Genomic DNA, 15,679 nt, shown 5'->3' with positions numbered 1-15,679 from the left:
TGGTAAACAATCGTGGCTGGTAAGAGCACGGTCTTCCCAAGAAGCTCCCCCTTCAATTTGCGAAGCAAATAAGTGGCGAGTAGTTCACATGTACTTATCATCTCATACAGAAAGAAGGATTCTCCTTGAAACGAGCACTACGCTTTGTAGAATGTAGGCAATTACCTATTCAGAAACGTATCTCCATTCAAACATTATACCCTTTATCGAAGACACCCCCGCTTCTTTCCTTGCCGCCCCATCATCACGTGTATAGCGCCTTAAATAAAGATATACCGTTAGCTGCATTCGTTGCGAACGACGAACATCTAGAATCGTTTCAAATCATTCAACTCTCAAAAGTCTCATATATTGATCGTCATGTGTTTCGCGGGTTGCTTGACCGAATCATGTATGAACGAAGTCGTGAAACCACACACCCGATTACATACTATCTTCAGGAAGAGGACTATCATAATCAAGATAAGCTTCGAATATATGAGGCAACTGGGTTTCAAGTATTCCATCAAACGAATACGTATCACTTGCCATTCATTCCTTGTGAGAAAGCATCGCATACGTACTGGACCCTCGAATTGATAGACTATTCACGAAGAGCGGATTGGCTCACTTTTCGTAATGCGCATTGTCATGTCTTACCGGGCGCCATCCCGATGACGGATGAACAATTCGCACATGCAACTCGGCAACAAACACTGTTCTACACATTAAACTGCTGTCACCAACCAATCGGAATCATGAAAGTACGACTACATATGTATCACGTGTGCGTCCAAGAAATTCAATTAGATTGTGACGAGTCTATGTTGCGGGATGCCCTTTCCTTTCTTCAACAAAAGTTTTACGATGCGTTCAGATATATCGACGAGGCTCGTATTTCTACGACCAACCTGCAATCTGACTTGAATTTTGCACTTCGAAAGCAAGGTGCTCAAGTGTCGTCAGGCGGGATATATATGCTTACACAACAAGTGCTACCGACTCCACTCTATTGATCAATAAAAAAGACGTCGATTGTATCAACTCGTTCTCACACGAAAAAGTTGTTCATTCGACGTCTTTTATTCTGCAGCAGTTGTCGACTCCATCGCCAAAGGCGGCATTTCCTTAAACAGTTCTGTCCGGAGTCCCGTGTCTCTCAAATCGAGCGATTCAATCCGATCAAATTTGATTTGGCGATCTACGACACTGAACCAATACGTGATGTTCGGTTCATCCTTGAAACGAATCGCATAATTCGATCCATTCAAATGAAAATCGACCTCGGTAGACAGCAACTCCGTCGGACCAATCTGTTTATGGGTGGTTAACCGTTCGAGCACAACTTGCTCTTCATTGATGCGATAATCGACAAACGTCGCAAGCGAGAGTCCAAACACAAATGATACTAGGGCGAACATGCCCACCAATCCCATTGTGATTTTTCCGTTCATTCCGCTGTCCCTCCCTCTCTTATTATATCGGATATGGTCGAAACGTTGTGAAGTGACATTTTGTTCAACTTTAGGCAAACTGAAGGTTGAGGAGGAATGTTTATGCAAATCGATCATACTGGAATCGCCGTCCGTGATTTAGACGAAGCGATCACATTTTATACAACTGTGCTTGGTGGAGAACTGATTGACCGTTATACGAATACAGCCATTGGGGTGGAAACCGAGCTAGCTGTCATTCACATCGGTGAAGATGTCATCGAATTGTTGCGACCAACAAGTAATACGAGTCCGATCGCGCGTTTCATGAAAGCACGAGGAAAAGGCGTCCATCATATCGCATATCGTGTAGAAGATTTAGACATCGCCATCGCTACACACAAACAAAATGGCATCACTTTTTTAGAAGACACACTACGTACGACCGCAAAGGGTCGACGTTTGATCTATATGGACCCACGTCATTCAGGCGGTGTCATCACCGAGCTCTGTGATTATCCTACGCAAAAGCAGTAAGAGACGTCACTCTTACTGCTTCAATAAAGTGTCTTCTATGATTTGACGGTTCTTTTCTTTTAGACGTTCGTTATGAGAAGAGACCATTGCCGTAGCGGTCGCATTCGGGTCAATATAAGTTTTGGCCCGATTCACCGCATTCGCCGCATCTTGGAATGCCCCTGCAATCAAATGGACCTTTCCTTCATGCGTCAGAATGTCACCTGCAGCATATAATCCCGGAACGGACGATTCACTCCCCGCGTTCCCTTTCACATAAAATCCATTGACCATTTCGACATTCAATTCACTGTTCCGAAGGAGTTCCGCATCTTGTTCATACCCGTGATTGATGACGACCTCATCGACATCGACCACACTCGTTTCTCCCGTGTCAATCTGTGTTAACAGCACTTGCTGAATCGATTGCCCATCATGAGAAATCAAGTCCGTTACTTTTGACTGGGGGCAACAATCGACTCGGCTTTCTTTAATCTTCTCGACTTGCGCTTCATGACCTCCGAGCTCTTCTTTTCGGTAAACCAAAATGACTTGCTCTGCAATCGGCTCGAGTGCATTGGCCCAATCGACGGCACTATTTCCGCCACCTGAAATCAAGACTCGCTTCCCTTTAAACCGCTCTAGTGACTTCACCGTATAATGAAGGTTCGACAGTTCATATCGCTCTGCTCCGCTGATTTCGACCTTGTGTGGTTTCAGAATGCCGCTCCCGGTCGCGACGATCACCGTTTTGGATACGTGATGACCATTCGACGTGTCGATCCCGAATAATCCATCCTGACGTTTTGAAATCGACTCCACTTTCTCCCCTAGGATGACCTTTGGCGAAAAGGTAAGGCCTTGTTGGACGATTTGATCGATCAGATTTGCTCCCGTCGTCGGAAGGAGCCCCCCTACATCCCACACCATTTTTTCTGGATAAACGTGCAGCTTTCCACCTAGTTGAGGTTGAAATTCGATTATTTTTGTTTTCATGCCTCGTAATCCACTATAAAAAGCAGCATATAACCCTGCCGGACCCCCACCGATAATCGTCACGTCAAATTGTTCTTCGCCCATCGTCGTATCCTTCCCTTCTATGTACATGATCTACTCACCTTAAAAATGATAATCATTCTCATTAGATGATAACCCGTTTTTTCGTCTTTGACAAACTTTTTCCCAACACCATTTTCCATTGGTTTTTCTTCATCGAAGGTCGGGTAAGGAAAGATGAATCAAAAGGAAGGATGTGCGCTATGGAGTGGATGGATCTTGCATTGATCATCGTGTCCTGTTTTTGGCTTGTGGAGACATGGAAATTTCGTAATCGTAAAGAGGCAACGGACGGTTCCGTCGAGCGAAAAAGCTTTTATTTCGTAGCGTCGACGATGATTGTCATGTTCTCTTTGTCTATCATCTATTCAATCTTTGTTGAGGCGCGTCCATCAATGGCTCAACGCATACTTGCTCTTTCGTTTTACATAGCGGGTGTATCATTACGGTATTGGGGAATTTTCCACCTTCGTCATCAATTCACCCGACACGTTGTCGTTCGTCCTCAAGACGAGCTCGTCAGCTCTGGCCCCTATCGTTTCTTACGCCATCCCTTATACACAGGATTATTATTCATTACGTTAGGGTTCTCATTGTATTTTCTTCATTGGGCAGTCGCTTTGATCGGTACCGGTCTTACGGCTCTTGCGTTACTATATCGGATTCGGATTGAGGAAGGGATGCTGACCCGTCACTTCGGTCAATCGTATGTATCATGGTCAAAGTCACGCAAACGATTATTTCCGTTTATCTATTAAAAAAGGAGTCCGGTGATCCCGGACTCCTTGCTATTTTATACGGAGTAACGACTGAGCAATCGGACGACAACGATCCCTGCGATGAACGCAATGACACTGAGTCCCCACATGAGCCCCGTAGCCGGCACTCCTGGAAATACGACGGCGAGCGAACCCACTACCAATCCGATGATGACCGAAAACGTCATTCCTGGGAAATTCGCCAACAAATAGCGAATCACTTTACTACTGACAATAAAGCCGACCGCAACGCCTGCCCCAACAATTCCGATAATGAGTAAATTGAAGTTCGAGATGGCGCTGATCACTGTCGGGTATACCCCAATCAGCAACAACACGAACGATCCGCTGATTCCAGGAAGTAACATCGCCATACTTCCTAACCACCCAGACAAGAACAAGAGGAGCGCTGTTCCAAAGGTAACGTCCGTAATGATAGACGAATCAACCGGATTGAGAAACGCCATGCTCGCTACAAGTACCGTTGCTACAATCATGGCAATCACATGAATGGGACGAATCGATGCACGTGACTTAAACTCTACAAAAAGTAACGGAATGATCCCTAAAATCAATCCGATAAAGAAGAATTGTGTCGGTGCATAATACTCGAGCAACAAATACTCGATAATTCGACTTAAGGCGATGATGGCTGTTCCCATTCCAATCGCTAGCGGGATTAAGAAACCAATATACTTTTTCCAATATCGGCTGAATACACCGCTGATTGCTTCAATCAATTGATCATAGATGCCTAAAATAACTGCGATGGTACCGCCGCTTACACCAGGAATCAAATCACTCGTTCCCATGGCCATTCCCCGCCAAATATTCTTCCACTCCATAATGTATCTCCTTTACATATATCTTTCCTCAAGCACTTAGTATAGTCGAGAACGAGCGTTTGCGCATCCGCTTTTAGACCGAGAAAGGAGTCGAGCGTGTCTCTTTTTTCATATAGTCAAAACGAGATCCCGAAATCATAATTTCCTTTTCTTTTTGGAATCCGAGTCGCGTATACAAACGATGAGCCGCTTGATTGTCTTGATCTACATTCAAGGTGACGGCCGGGACACCACGTTCTGCCGCGACAGTACAAATCTGTTCAATCAACTTCGTCCCGATACCACGGCCACCATATGCCTCTAGTACAGCGAGTGAATCGATGTATTGAACGAACCCTTCCGTCTCAACATCTAATTCCACTTTGCTCCCATGCGCAGTCAACCATTCCCGAATCGGGCGATCTAATGCTTCCGCCTCGTCCCCTCGATACGAAATGATCATTCCCGCCACTTCCCCTTCTACATCGGCGACCCATATGTTTTCGTGGCTTAAACGATTCTTCGGTTTCTCCACCCACATCGCCAATCGCTCTAATACTTCATCGGTATTCGTTGACCCCGTCAACGTATACGCGATGTCATGAATCGCCTGATACATGAGCGGTGCGATTTGTGTACAATCTTGCTTCGTTGCTTGTCGAATATTCATCATTGATCCCTCCATCACCTAGTCTAGCATAGGCAAACACATCGATTGTTTGTCCACGCCCGTTTTGTGGCATGATATAGAGAGAAAGGGGCGACATGAAATGAAAGCAATCATTACTGGAATGAACGGCACGGTAGCACCGGTTGTTGCCGAAGCGTTACAGCGTCATGGCATTGAGGGGATTGCATGGAATCGTGAGCAAGTGTCCACGACCGACGAGCAGGAGATGCGACAATTCATTGAAAGCATCCGCCCAGACTATTTTTTACATATCGGTATGGGACCGGTTGAATGGGCCGAGACGCTCGCTCGTTTATGTGGGGAGATGAAGATTCCGTTCTTGTTCACGAGTACAGTGTCGATTTTTTCAGATGATGTGACTGGACCGATTTCACCGGACACGGCGCCAGATGCTGAAGATGACTACGGAAAGTATAAACGTGACTGCGAACGAGCCATCGTTCGTGTCAACCCGGGTGCTCAGATTGTTCGTCTTGGATGGCAGATTGGGGATGAAGCCGGATCGAACAATATGATGGACTATTTTACGAACGAGATGAAACAACGAGGGGTCATACAAGCGAGTGAGCATTGGTATCCATCTTGCTCATTTTTACCGGATACAGCGGAAGCTTTATTCGAAATCTTGACGAAACGCGGACCCGGCATCTATCAGCTAAACGGGAATGCGAACTATTCGCTTTATGACATTGCCGTCGGACTAAAAGAGCTTCATGACGCCGATTGGCAGATTGAATGCACGGATGAACCGAAACGGGATAACCGAATGATTGACCCGTCCGTCCCAATTCGTCCGATTTCAAAGCGTCTCAATTTACAAACAAAATAAACCGCACTCTATACTAAACGCCTACTCCATCAAGAGTAGGCGTTTGCTTATTCGATTCATTTTACATCAGTCAAACGCAGTTTACTTTTCGGTAGACTCGGCATATCAACGAAGCTATAACTCAAATCTTGAGGAGGAACGGTATACGAGAACTCCTCCGTAAACAATTCAATGACTTGTTCTAGAATCGCAATCGTCACATGCTCCCCTGCACAACGATGTCCAAAATCCACGTCTCCTCCTCCTTGCGGGATAAAATTGAACGGACTCTCCTTCCAGTCCATAAAGCGAGCAGGATTAAATTGATCGGGTTCAGCCCAAATCGCGGAGTCGTGATTCGTTCCATAAAGATCAAGGAGCGTCAGTGTTCCTTCGGTAAACGTATATCCGTCCCATTCAAAATCTGTTTTGACTCGAGCTGCCGCTACAGGGAAAAACGGATAGAAACGTCTCACTTCTTGGACAAAGGCTGTTTTCGAAAGCTGTCCTTGCTTTACTTGTGCTCTTTCTCTCGGGAATTGATGAAGCGCTAGGACTGTAAAGAGGACATAGACCGAGATTGCAACAGTCGGTCGCAAAATGTTTAACACTTCGACAGCCACTACTTCTTCAGGCAACAGCTCACCAGATTCATCTCGATGCCACGAGAACTCATAAAGTGCCGTCTGTTTATTCGGTAATAATCGATTTGACCGTACTTCTTTGACCATCTGTCGAATCCACGCTTCGGCCGAACTTCTTGCCTTCCGCCCTTGCAAATAAGTTGGACCTAAAGAAGTACCCGATTCAAATAACAATCTCATTTCATCGGTTCGCTTCGCTACTTCATCTCGTGCAAGCGGAACTCCCGCCCACTCACAGACGGCTTTCATCAATACCTGTTGTGCCTCGTCATATAAAACGATTTCTTCTCCAGCATGCCGGATTCTTTTCCATTCACGGTCCGTCAATCGAAGCAGACGATCGATGTTTTCTTTCGTCATCAATGACATGAACATTCGTTTTCGGTGTGAATGGGCCGTCCCATTCAATGTTTGCACCCCATCTTCCCCAAATAAAGTTTTGAGAAGACGTTTCGGCGCGGCATCCTGACGTGTGAATTTGTCCGCATCATAGAACAAGGCAGCAGCGTCCTCTCCTCCGAGACAAATCACGCGTTCCCCGAGCAAACGCGTTTCAAAAATATTCGACTGAAAACTTTTACGTCGATTCGCCACAAACAAATATCCTTCACGTAAAAAATCGACACTATGGTCGAGACCTTCTTGCTTTGGAATGACTTTCCCCATCCTACTCACCCTTTCTCTTTTTTTCGAACTACAAAGGATGTTCCCGCGTTGTTAGCGAACAAACCTAATATCGAAAGGAGCGAGTGACATGTTACCGTTCTTACTGACATTACGCCGGATTGTACGTGGGATTTGGCGCGGCCTCCGTGATCCTGAGTTTCAAGTCTTGTTCAGCCTTGCCTTTCTCACCGTTCTCTCCGGAACACTTTTTTACGCTAAATTTGAAGCGATGCGATGGTTAGATGCACTTTATTTTAGCGTCATCACACTGACGACCATCGGATATGGTGACTTCGCCCCTCAAACTGATGTCGGAAAAATTTTCACGATTGGATACGTCATCACCGGCGTCGGTATTATGGTCGGATTCATTACAAGAGTATTTGATCACTTACAAAAAGCACGACTTGATGAATTAGAAGCGAAACAAAAGACGCCACCCTCTGATTCATGAGGATGGCGTCGATGCGTTTAGGATACTTTTCGATTCTCAATTTCAAGCTGTTGATTGAATCGTTTCGTTTCGGCGATGACAACGCCCGACAAGAACAAGAGACCAATCAAGTTCGGAATAGCCATTAACCCGTTGAAGACGTCAGATAGCGCCCATACCAAATTCAAGTTGGTCGTCATGGCACCGAGTCCGGCGACGAGCACGAAAGCAATCCGATATGGAAGAATCGACTTTTGCCCAAACAAGTAATGGATGGATCGCTCGCCGTAGTACGACCAACCGAGAACGGTCGAGTAAGCGAATAGGACGAGACCGATTGTGACAATGTAGCCGCCTGCCGGACCGAGGAACAGTTCGAATGTGGCCGAAGTCAATTCGACTCCTTCTAATCCTGTCCCGATTTGACCACCCATGACGAGTGTCAAACCTGTCACCGAACAGACGACAAGCGTGTCCAAGAAGACTTGTGTCATCGAGACGAGCGCTTGACGACCCGGCATATCTGTTTTCGCTGCCGCTGCAGCAATCGGAGCGGAACCAAGACCTGCTTCGTTTGAGAACACGCCACGTGCGACCCCGTAACGAATAGCTGCCCCAATTGCGCCTCCACCGATGGCTTCTGCACTGAACGTACTGCTAAAGATCAACGCGAATGCATCTGGAATAAGCGAGTAGTTCATGATCATAATCAATAGACCGCTACCTAAATAAAAGGCGATCATGACAGGAACAAAATAGCTGACTACTTTCCCGATCGAACGCACGCCTCCAAGAATGACCGCCCCTGTAAAAATCATGATGAGAATGCCTGATATGTAGAGTGGTACGTCAAATGTTGTTTTGAGCGCGAGCGCGACAGAGTTCGTCTGTACCCCATTTCCAATCCCGAACGCCGCAATCGAGGCGAATGCCGCAAATGCTACGGCTAACCAACGTTGATTCAACCCTCGTTCTAAATAGTACATCGGTCCACCAGCCATCTGACCGCGTTCATCGGTGACCCGATACTTAACAGCCAGAACAGCTTCCGCATATTTCGTTGCCATCCCAAAGAATCCGGACACCCACATCCATACGATGGCTCCTGGTCCTCCTAACACAACTGCTGTCGACACCCCGACGATATTCCCCGTACCGACGGTCGCCGCAAGCGCGGTCATGAGCGCTTGGAAGTGACTGATATCCCCTTTAGAGGATTGATCCTGGTTTTTCGAAAACGCCAATTTCAATGCATACGGTAACTTGGTGATTTGAATTCCCCCTAGACGCACCGTCAAGTAAACGCCTGTCCCCACAAGCAAAATTAAAAGCGGTGGTCCCCATACAAAATTGGATGCCGTACTCACCCATTCACTAAATGATTGCCCCATACAAAGTATCCCCTTTCCCCGAAAATAGTGTACGTCTCTATTTTTTCAGAATACTTAGAACAATGCAAAAGTATTGTGCTAAAACAACTCCGGCTCTTTTCATCTGTATACAAACAGCGAGACGAACTTAATCGTCTCGCTGTGATTCAGGCTTCTCTCGTTGTAAAGGCGCTTTCCAATCAAATGTATCCGGGACGTAATCGAGCCCGCCCGGATGAAACGGTTGACAACGGATGAGCCGGCGAGCGGTTAAATAACTGCCTTTGACGGTTCCATGTTTCTCAATCGCTTCGATTCCGTAGTGTGAACAACTCGGATAAAACCGGCATGTCGGCGGCTTTAATGGTGAGATAAAACGTTGATAACCTTGAATCCCTTTTACTAGTACACGTTTCACGCGATTTCGCCTCACTCTGTTGAATTAGTGCCATCATAGCGCGATTTGAAACGTTTGTCATGTTCACCGCTCCATATGTCAAATCGTTTTCCATCTCTTAACAAATGAGCAAGATGGGCGATATTCGACATCAGGTTTGTTATGATAGTCAACATAACTATTGACCGAATCGAATAGAAGAGGTGACGAATGATGAAACAATTACTAATGGTCGGTGCAGGATCAATGAGTGAAGCGCTCGTTCGAGGGTGGATTGACTCAGGAATCGAACCGACACAAATTACCATGACGAACCGAAGTGATCGGGAACGCTTGAACTTCCTACAAGATGAACTCGGCGTACACATCGTCGAAGAAGAAAACGTGAACGACTATGACATCGTCGTACTAGCGATGCAACCGGACGGCGTCATTCCGTACGTGGAATCAAAAGAGTGGAAGACCCCACTACTTGTATCGGTTGCGGCACATATCGAACCGAGCCAATTAGAAGAAGCTTCAGGACTTCCTGCCGTATGCGCGATGCCAAACACGCCGGTCGCATATCGGAGCGGGATGACAGGCTTATGGTTCGGTCCTGAAACAGATGAGACCGATCGCGCGAAAGCAACTGCCCTCTTTGAACGTGTCGGTCGAACGGCCATCACGGACGCGAAGACGATGTCTGCCTTCATGGCAGCAGCCGGTTGTAGCCCAGCTTTCTTCTATGAAATCGTCGGGGCGATGACTCCGGTCTTGACCGATGTCGGATACGACGAAGCGACGGCTCGTCAAATTGTGGCTCAGGCGATGAAAGGCTCTGCAGAGTTACTGTCACATGAAACACGTGAGACGAATGAACTCATTGCTGACGTCGCTGCTCCAGGTGGACCGACCGACCGTGGTGTCGGCGTGTTACGAGACCGCAACCTTGCCGACGTGATGTCTTCAGCCTTACGCGAAAGTGCCAAAGAAGACCATGAAATCATGGAGAAACCATAAAAAATGGACGGAAGCCACGCTTCCGTCCATTTTTTATGTCATCATATGTATAACCGACACAATGAGTGCCACTACTAAAATCCCTGGCAATAAGTTGGCCACGCGAATTTTTGTGATCCCGACCAAGTTTAAGCCAATCGCCACGATCATCACACCACCGGTCGCAGTCATTTCTAAAATAAAGCTGTCCATGAGCGACTCCGGAATGAACTTCATGATTTGAATGGCGAGTAGTGCAATCCCACCCTGATACAATAATACCGGAACGGCCGAAAACATGACACCGATGCCGAGCGTCGAACTCAACACGAGGGCTGTAAATCCATCAATCAACCCTTTCGTATACAGGACGTCATGGTCGCCACGTAATCCACTATCGAGCGCCCCAATGATGGCCATCGCGCCGATGACGAAGATGAGCGTTGCCGTAACGAACCCTTCCGCTACACTCGATTGACTTCCAAGACGCCGCTCCAGCCGATAGCCGATTTCATTCAATACTTCATCTAGCTTCCACCATTCCCCGAGCGCGGACCCAACGACAAGACTTCCGATGACAATCAAAAAGTTTTCACTTTTCATCCCCATTTGAATGCCGAGCAAAATGACCGCAAGCCCGATTGCTGCCGTCACCGTCTCTTTCATACGCTCTGGAATGCGGTGAAATAAGAGACCTAACAATGACCCGATGACAATTAATCCGGCATTGACGAGGGTTCCCGTTAGCACCATGTCGCATTCCCCGTTTCTTTATGTATTGAAAGGAATATACCAATTGCTTTCATACCGTGTCAATATACAAAAAAGAGCCACTTCTCGCAAGAAGTGGCTTCGCGGAAACCCATGTTCCGGTGGGTTTCTCGAGGGTTTGGCACCCAAGTGATTCTGACTGGGCTCGAACCAGCGACCTCTACCCTGTCAAGGTAGCGCTCTCCCAGCTGAGCTACAGAATCAGGTCGTGTCCTCTCTTAAGGACACTATTAATATATCAAGAAACTATTAAGTTGGCAACAACTTTTTTTATTTTTTTACAGACTTTTTTAACGAGTCATCTGCTGGCGATCAATATGCCGGCAGAGGCGTTCCAAATCACCTGCATAAACGGACACGAGCATGTTCTGATATAACGTGTCACGGTCCCAGTGAAGACCGTTCGCTTTAGCCACACGCTGAGACGGAACGTTTTCTGGATGAATGAGTGAAATGATTTCCTTCTCTCCTTCGGTGAAAGCATACTGCATCAAACGTGCGGCCGCTTCTCGTCCGTAACCCATATGCCAATGCTTCGGTGACAACCAATAGCCGACTTCTAGCTCGAGTTTACCGTCTAACTCATGAAGCAACGTACCTGCATGACCAATCGGTTCATCACTTTCGAACGTCATCAGCTTCAGTAGACCTGTCTGGCGTCCTGTTTCATAGCGGGCTAATTGACGTTCGAACCATTCGATTGTTTGTTCGTCTGTATACGGTCTCCCGTCCGGACTGATGAAGCGCATCACCCGAGGATCTTGGAGAAGCGACTTAACAAAATAGAAATCAGAGATCGTGTACGGCTCAAACCGCAAACGTTCGGACTGCAACTCAACAAGATGCATCGTTTTCCGCCCCTTTCTTCCATCTCATAATCTGAATTATTCAATTCCCGTTTTCAGCTTGTTTCAATCCTTTACGATACAACTTTTAATCCGACCACACTGCCGATAATCATCATCAGATAAAAGATACGCCAGCGGCTTTTGGACTCATTTAAATAGAGCATGCCTAGAATGACACCACCTGCGGCTCCAATCCCGACCCAGATGGAGTAAGCCAAGCTTAACGGAATGTCTTCAAGCGACTTTGAGAGCCAATAAAAACTGAGCGCGAACGACAAAATCGATAAGATTGACCATTTTAAAATTTGATACCCTTTTGATTTCCCCATAAAGAAGACAGCTGTCATCTCAGCAATCCCTGCGCCGATCAAATATACCCAACTCATGCTTCTTCTCCTCCTGTCACTTGTTTCAATCCGATGATTCCGATGATCAACGTCGTCACAAGTAAAAGTTTCCAGCCACTGAGCGCCTCGTCAAAAAGAAGAGCACCGACAATCACCGTTCCAACCGCTCCGATTCCTGTGAAAACGGCATATCCTGTGCCTGCCGGTAGAACGCGGAATGCCTTAGCTAGTAAGCCGAAACTGACAATCAAGAGTACGATTGTCCATAACGTCGGACCAAGAACGGTAAACCCTTCAGACAACTTCATCGTCGTTGCCCAAATGATTTCAAGCAATCCTGCGAACAAGAGAGAAATCCAGGCGACTTTTTCCTTATCCATTCCACCCCACACCTTTCTTGAAGATTCGGAATGCGGCTTGTTGTCGCATCTCTCGGTCATCTTCAAATGTAAATAAAGACAATAAAGCCCCATCTAAAAAGCAATAGTACGCAGCATAGAGTTCATCGAGTGGTTGCGACGGTAAGTCTCCACGTTCCATCGCGAGACGAAACTGTTCTTTTTCAAACCGTTTTAACTCCGTCTCCACCTTTCCGATGACTTCTTCAATATAGTCCCGAAATTCTGGGGGTGGTACGAGTAGCATCCGTTTCGTCAACATCCACGTCTCGTGATCGCCAAAGAATGACGTGAGCGTACGAACGATCGACTCAATCCGTTCTAAAGGTGGTCGGTCTTCGGTATCCTCACAAGTTTGCTGCCATGCTTCTTCGTAACGATTCGCCATATCGGTCACGACTTGCTTAAACAATTGTTCTTTCCCATCGATGTGAGCATACAGAGAAGCCTTTCGGATGCCAACGTCTTCGGCAACCGCCGCAAGTGATAATCCTTCATATCCTTCACGTGCAAACCGTGTCCGCGCGGATTGCATAATTTTCTCTTTTGTATTCACGAGTCTCACTCTCCTTCCACCTCACCTTACCTAACGAACGGTAGGTAGTCAAGACTTACGTTTGTCTTTTCGTTCATGATTCTCCACAATACAAGGTGAAAGAGGTGATGAAAAATGATTGAACAATTGAACGTATCGATTCCAACGGAGAAGGTCCGTGGTCAAAAACGGATTGTTCGCGTATTTCGACCAGACTGGGTCAATGCCGACACCCCACTTCCTGTCCTTTATATGCATGATGGGCAAAATGTATTTTCAGGAAGCACTGCTACATATGGAGAAGGGTGGGAAATCGATCGCTGCATCGACACACTCCACCTCCCTCTCATGGTCGTCGCCATCGCAAGCGCTCCGAACTGGTTAGATCGTTATGATGAGTATTCATATGAAGAAGATGAGATGTTATATCGCCGTATCGGACCGGAACTTGCGAAAACGCGCCCAACCCTTGGTGGTCAAGGTCGTTTGTATACAGATTGGTTTATGAACGTCTTAAAACCACGAATCGACAAGGAGTATGCGACGAATCCAGAAGATGTCGGCGTCATGGGGAGTTCGATGGGAGGGGTCATCTCTCTATATATGATGGCAACCTACCCTTCCATCAAAAGAGTCGGATCCCTCTCCACCGCTGCATGGGCGAATCTGGATCCATTGATCCAGGCTATTCAGCAAACCGATATCTCTGGAAAACTGTATATGGACATCGGAACGAATGAAGAGAGCGGACCAATCACAGCGAAGGATTACTTGTTTACGAATGCAAAACTGATTGAAGCCATCGCTAAAAAGGGTATCGCTTTCCGATATGAAGTGGAACCGGATGCGATTCATCACGAATCAGCTTGGCGCCGCCGTTTACCTCACGCTCTTCGTTATTTGTACGACGTCACATGAAAAGAGCGAATTCCGATTTCGGAATTCGCTCTTTCGTTTAGATGACCCAGTTGCCGTCACGCATGATTGCTTCGCGCGTGCCGTCTTCCCGTTCACCATCGATATTCATTTCAGCTGACCCAATCATGAAGTCAACATGTGTCATCGAGTCATTCGCGCCGTTCTCCGCGAGTTCTTCTTGCGACATCGAAGGGCCACCTTCGAGACATGTCGAGTAGGCACGACCTAATGCCAAGTGGCATGATGCATTCTCGTCAAACAACGTGTTGTAGAAGAGAAGACCTGAGTTTGAGATTGGCGAATCATCTGGAACGAGCGCCACTTCACCGATGCGGCGTGCTCCCTCATCCATGTTCAACAACTCATCAAGAGCCGCTTGTCCTTTTTTCGCTTCTGCCTTGACGACTTTCCCACCTTCAAACCAAAGCGTGAACTCGTCAATCAAGTTTCCGCTGTAGCTGAGTGGCTTCGTGCTCGACACGTGACCTTCCACAGAATCTTTATCCGCGAGCGTGAACACTTCTTCTGTCGGCATATTCGCGATAAAGTCGATGCCATCGACATTCGGACCGCCACCGCCAAGGAAAACGTGCTTTTTCGGAAGCCCGATTGTAAGTTCAGTTCCTGGTGCTTGGTAGTGCAACTTCGCATATTTCTTCTCTGTCAGCAACTTCGCACGGCTACGGAGTGATTGATCATGTGTATCCCATGCCGCGACCACATCTTCTTGATCCATACGTGTTGCTGCGAAAATCGCTTGCCATAAAGCTGCGACCGCATCTTCACGCCCCGGGAATACTTTTTCAGCCCACGCTTCTGACGCACCTGCAACGATCGACCAACTCACGTTGTCACTCATCACATATTGACGCCATTTCGCAAGTGCTTGTCCGGCTGCACGGTTCGCATCCGAGATGCGTGACGATTCAACGCCGTTTAAAGCATCCGGGTCGTCACTGACGATGGACAAGAATGCCGTCTTCTCTTCAGCCAATTGTTCAAAACGAGCCTTTAACCAATCTGGAAACTCTTTGAACGAGTCTGCTGGTGCATCGAAATAACGAATCTTCGATGTCTCCTCATCGCTCCAATTGACAAATACTTGTTTCGCGCCTGCCGCATACGCGGCTTTCACCACGTGACGGACAAGTGGTGCCTGACTGATATCGGCACGTACCTCTAGCTGTTGTCCTGGTTGAATGTTTACACCTTTTTTCACAGCTAGCTCTGCATAGCGTGCGAAATCTGCCTCTGTCGGCATAGAAATCATAGACATATGTATCGTTCCTCCTTTTCAGTTATCTTT

20 protein-coding genes and 1 tRNA gene are annotated in these 15,679 nt (G+C 47.0%); 7 read left to right on the top strand and 14 right to left on the bottom strand.

What is annotated here, in order from left to right; genetic code table 11:
• The first annotated feature begins 125 nt into the window (after window positions 1-125).
• Entirely contained in the window at window positions 126-995 is an 870-nt protein-coding gene (locus KNO86_RS12885) for a hypothetical protein (protein WP_214696872.1), read from the top strand.
• Between the two features lie 66 nt (window positions 996-1,061).
• Here the strand turns inward: KNO86_RS12885 and KNO86_RS12880 are convergent, their stop codons facing one another.
• Window positions 1,062-1,433 carry a hypothetical protein gene (locus KNO86_RS12880; RefSeq protein WP_074033021.1) on the bottom strand — a complete coding sequence of 124 codons (372 nt, stop codon included), beginning with the start codon at window positions 1,431-1,433 and terminating at the stop codon, window positions 1,062-1,064.
• 102 nt (window positions 1,434-1,535) lie between these two features.
• On the opposite strand from KNO86_RS12880, the gene KNO86_RS12875 reads away from it, so the two are divergent.
• Window positions 1,536-1,949, top strand: a complete 414-nt coding sequence (locus KNO86_RS12875; protein ID WP_371743058.1) for a VOC family protein — start codon at window positions 1,536-1,538, stop codon at window positions 1,947-1,949.
• 12 nt (window positions 1,950-1,961) lie between these two features.
• Here KNO86_RS12875 and KNO86_RS12870 read toward each other — a convergent pair whose 3' ends face one another.
• Entirely contained in the window at window positions 1,962-3,008 is a 1,047-nt protein-coding gene (locus KNO86_RS12870) for an NAD(P)/FAD-dependent oxidoreductase (RefSeq protein WP_214696874.1), read from the bottom strand.
• Window positions 3,009-3,187: 179 nt separating this feature from the next.
• On the opposite strand from KNO86_RS12870, the gene KNO86_RS12865 reads away from it, so the two are divergent.
• Window positions 3,188-3,742, top strand: a complete 555-nt coding sequence (locus tag KNO86_RS12865) for a methyltransferase family protein (protein ID WP_214696868.1) — start codon at window positions 3,188-3,190, stop codon at window positions 3,740-3,742.
• A 35-nt stretch (window positions 3,743-3,777) separates the two neighbouring features.
• On the opposite strand, the gene KNO86_RS12860 is transcribed toward KNO86_RS12865, so the two are convergent.
• Window positions 3,778-4,587, bottom strand: coding sequence for a DUF368 domain-containing protein (locus KNO86_RS12860; protein ID WP_214696866.1), 810 nt, complete (start codon window positions 4,585-4,587; stop codon window positions 3,778-3,780).
• 73 nt (window positions 4,588-4,660) lie between these two features.
• Window positions 4,661-5,236 (bottom strand): GNAT family N-acetyltransferase, encoded by a 576-nt coding sequence (locus tag KNO86_RS12855; protein ID WP_214696864.1) that lies wholly within the window; start codon window positions 5,234-5,236, stop codon window positions 4,661-4,663.
• Window positions 5,237-5,336: 100 nt separating this feature from the next.
• Between KNO86_RS12855 and KNO86_RS12850 the strand changes: the two genes are divergently transcribed.
• Window positions 5,337-6,086 (top strand): sugar nucleotide-binding protein, encoded by a 750-nt coding sequence (locus tag KNO86_RS12850; protein WP_214696862.1) that lies wholly within the window; start codon window positions 5,337-5,339, stop codon window positions 6,084-6,086.
• A 56-nt stretch (window positions 6,087-6,142) separates the two neighbouring features.
• On the opposite strand, the gene KNO86_RS12845 is transcribed toward KNO86_RS12850, so the two are convergent.
• Complete coding sequence (locus tag KNO86_RS12845; RefSeq protein WP_214696860.1) at window positions 6,143-7,375, bottom strand: cytochrome P450; 1,233 nt, start codon at window positions 7,373-7,375, stop codon at window positions 6,143-6,145.
• A gap of 88 nt (window positions 7,376-7,463) precedes the next feature.
• Here KNO86_RS12845 and KNO86_RS12840 point away from each other — a divergent pair, with 88 nt between their 5' ends.
• Complete coding sequence (locus KNO86_RS12840; protein ID WP_214696858.1) at window positions 7,464-7,829, top strand: potassium channel family protein; 366 nt, start codon at window positions 7,464-7,466, stop codon at window positions 7,827-7,829.
• A 17-nt stretch (window positions 7,830-7,846) separates the two neighbouring features.
• Here the strand turns inward: KNO86_RS12840 and KNO86_RS12835 are convergent, their stop codons facing one another.
• Together KNO86_RS12835 and yidD are read right to left on the bottom strand one after the other, a co-directional pair.
• Window positions 7,847-9,199 (bottom strand): alanine/glycine:cation symporter family protein, encoded by a 1,353-nt coding sequence (locus tag KNO86_RS12835; protein ID WP_214696856.1) that lies wholly within the window; start codon window positions 9,197-9,199, stop codon window positions 7,847-7,849.
• A 127-nt stretch (window positions 9,200-9,326) separates the two neighbouring features.
• Window positions 9,327-9,596 carry a membrane protein insertion efficiency factor YidD gene (yidD, locus tag KNO86_RS12830; RefSeq protein WP_214696854.1) on the bottom strand — a complete coding sequence of 90 codons (270 nt, stop codon included), beginning with the start codon at window positions 9,594-9,596 and terminating at the stop codon, window positions 9,327-9,329.
• 192 nt (window positions 9,597-9,788) lie between these two features.
• On the opposite strand from yidD, the gene KNO86_RS12825 reads away from it, so the two are divergent.
• On the top strand, window positions 9,789-10,577 hold the full coding sequence (locus KNO86_RS12825) for a pyrroline-5-carboxylate reductase family protein (RefSeq protein WP_251127015.1): 789 nt from the start codon (window positions 9,789-9,791) through the stop codon (window positions 10,575-10,577).
• Window positions 10,578-10,610: 33 nt separating this feature from the next.
• On the opposite strand, the gene KNO86_RS12820 is transcribed toward KNO86_RS12825, so the two are convergent.
• From KNO86_RS12820 to KNO86_RS12795, 6 genes are all read right to left on the bottom strand, one after another.
• Window positions 10,611-11,309 carry a DUF554 domain-containing protein gene (locus KNO86_RS12820; RefSeq protein ID WP_214696845.1) on the bottom strand — a complete coding sequence of 233 codons (699 nt, stop codon included), beginning with the start codon at window positions 11,307-11,309 and terminating at the stop codon, window positions 10,611-10,613.
• Between the two features lie 148 nt (window positions 11,310-11,457).
• Window positions 11,458-11,530: transfer RNA gene (locus KNO86_RS12815), tRNA-Val, on the bottom strand.
• A gap of 87 nt (window positions 11,531-11,617) precedes the next feature.
• Complete coding sequence (locus KNO86_RS12810) at window positions 11,618-12,175, bottom strand: GNAT family N-acetyltransferase (protein ID WP_214696843.1); 558 nt, start codon at window positions 12,173-12,175, stop codon at window positions 11,618-11,620.
• 71 nt (window positions 12,176-12,246) lie between these two features.
• Complete coding sequence (locus KNO86_RS12805) at window positions 12,247-12,561, bottom strand: DMT family transporter (RefSeq protein ID WP_074033008.1); 315 nt, start codon at window positions 12,559-12,561, stop codon at window positions 12,247-12,249.
• On the bottom strand, window positions 12,558-12,902 hold the full coding sequence (locus KNO86_RS12800) for a DMT family transporter (RefSeq protein WP_214696841.1): 345 nt from the start codon (window positions 12,900-12,902) through the stop codon (window positions 12,558-12,560). The genes KNO86_RS12805 and KNO86_RS12800 overlap by 4 nt, the downstream gene beginning before the upstream one ends.
• Window positions 12,895-13,476: a TetR/AcrR family transcriptional regulator gene (locus KNO86_RS12795; RefSeq protein WP_214696839.1), complete on the bottom strand. Its 582-nt coding sequence runs from the start codon at window positions 13,474-13,476 to the stop codon at window positions 12,895-12,897. The genes KNO86_RS12800 and KNO86_RS12795 overlap by 8 nt, the downstream gene beginning before the upstream one ends.
• A 114-nt stretch (window positions 13,477-13,590) precedes the next feature.
• Between KNO86_RS12795 and KNO86_RS12790 the strand changes: the two genes are divergently transcribed.
• A complete protein-coding gene (locus KNO86_RS12790; RefSeq protein ID WP_214696837.1) occupies window positions 13,591-14,373 on the top strand; it encodes an alpha/beta hydrolase in 783 nt (260 codons plus the stop codon).
• A gap of 37 nt (window positions 14,374-14,410) precedes the next feature.
• On the opposite strand, the gene KNO86_RS12785 is transcribed toward KNO86_RS12790, so the two are convergent.
• Window positions 14,411-15,649 (bottom strand): aminopeptidase, encoded by a 1,239-nt coding sequence (locus KNO86_RS12785; RefSeq protein ID WP_214696835.1) that lies wholly within the window; start codon window positions 15,647-15,649, stop codon window positions 14,411-14,413.
• Window positions 15,650-15,679: the final 30 nt, after the last annotated feature.

The sequence above is a fragment of the Exiguobacterium sp. s160 genome (assembly GCF_018617575.1).
Lineage (GTDB): Bacteria > Bacillota > Bacilli > Exiguobacteriales > Exiguobacteriaceae > Exiguobacterium > Exiguobacterium aestuarii_A.
This window is presented reverse-complemented; position numbering and strand designations above follow the sequence as displayed.

Bases quoted from the DNA above. Each gene is read 5' to 3' on its own strand.
- KNO86_RS12880 (WP_074033021.1), bottom strand. From the start codon at position 1,433: ATGAACGGAAAAATCACAATGGGATTGGTGGGCATGTTCGCCCTAGTA.
- KNO86_RS12875 (WP_371743058.1), top strand. From the start codon at position 1,536: ATGCAAATCGATCATACTGGAATCGCCGTCCGTGATTTAGACGAAGCG.
- KNO86_RS12870 (WP_214696874.1), bottom strand. From the start codon at position 3,008: ATGGGCGAAGAACAATTTGACGTGACGATTATCGGTGGGGGTCCGGCA.
- KNO86_RS12865 (WP_214696868.1), top strand. From the start codon at position 3,188: ATGGAGTGGATGGATCTTGCATTGATCATCGTGTCCTGTTTTTGGCTT.
- KNO86_RS12860 (WP_214696866.1), bottom strand. From the start codon at position 4,587: ATGGAGTGGAAGAATATTTGGCGGGGAATGGCCATGGGAACGAGTGAT.
- KNO86_RS12855 (WP_214696864.1), bottom strand. From the start codon at position 5,236: ATGAATATTCGACAAGCAACGAAGCAAGATTGTACACAAATCGCACCG.
- KNO86_RS12850 (WP_214696862.1), top strand. From the start codon at position 5,337: ATGAAAGCAATCATTACTGGAATGAACGGCACGGTAGCACCGGTTGTT.
- KNO86_RS12845 (WP_214696860.1), bottom strand. From the start codon at position 7,375: ATGGGGAAAGTCATTCCAAAGCAAGAAGGTCTCGACCATAGTGTCGAT.
- KNO86_RS12840 (WP_214696858.1), top strand. From the start codon at position 7,464: ATGTTACCGTTCTTACTGACATTACGCCGGATTGTACGTGGGATTTGG.
- KNO86_RS12835 (WP_214696856.1), bottom strand. From the start codon at position 9,199: ATGGGGCAATCATTTAGTGAATGGGTGAGTACGGCATCCAATTTTGTA.
- KNO86_RS12825 (WP_251127015.1), top strand. From the start codon at position 9,789: ATGAAACAATTACTAATGGTCGGTGCAGGATCAATGAGTGAAGCGCTC.
- KNO86_RS12820 (WP_214696845.1), bottom strand. From the start codon at position 11,309: ATGGTGCTAACGGGAACCCTCGTCAATGCCGGATTAATTGTCATCGGG.
- KNO86_RS12810 (WP_214696843.1), bottom strand. From the start codon at position 12,175: ATGCATCTTGTTGAGTTGCAGTCCGAACGTTTGCGGTTTGAGCCGTAC.
- KNO86_RS12805 (WP_074033008.1), bottom strand. From the start codon at position 12,561: ATGAGTTGGGTATATTTGATCGGCGCAGGGATTGCTGAGATGACAGCT.
- KNO86_RS12800 (WP_214696841.1), bottom strand. From the start codon at position 12,902: ATGGATAAGGAAAAAGTCGCCTGGATTTCTCTCTTGTTCGCAGGATTG.
- KNO86_RS12790 (WP_214696837.1), top strand. From the start codon at position 13,591: ATGATTGAACAATTGAACGTATCGATTCCAACGGAGAAGGTCCGTGGT.
- KNO86_RS12785 (WP_214696835.1), bottom strand. From the start codon at position 15,649: ATGTCTATGATTTCTATGCCGACAGAGGCAGATTTCGCACGCTATGCA.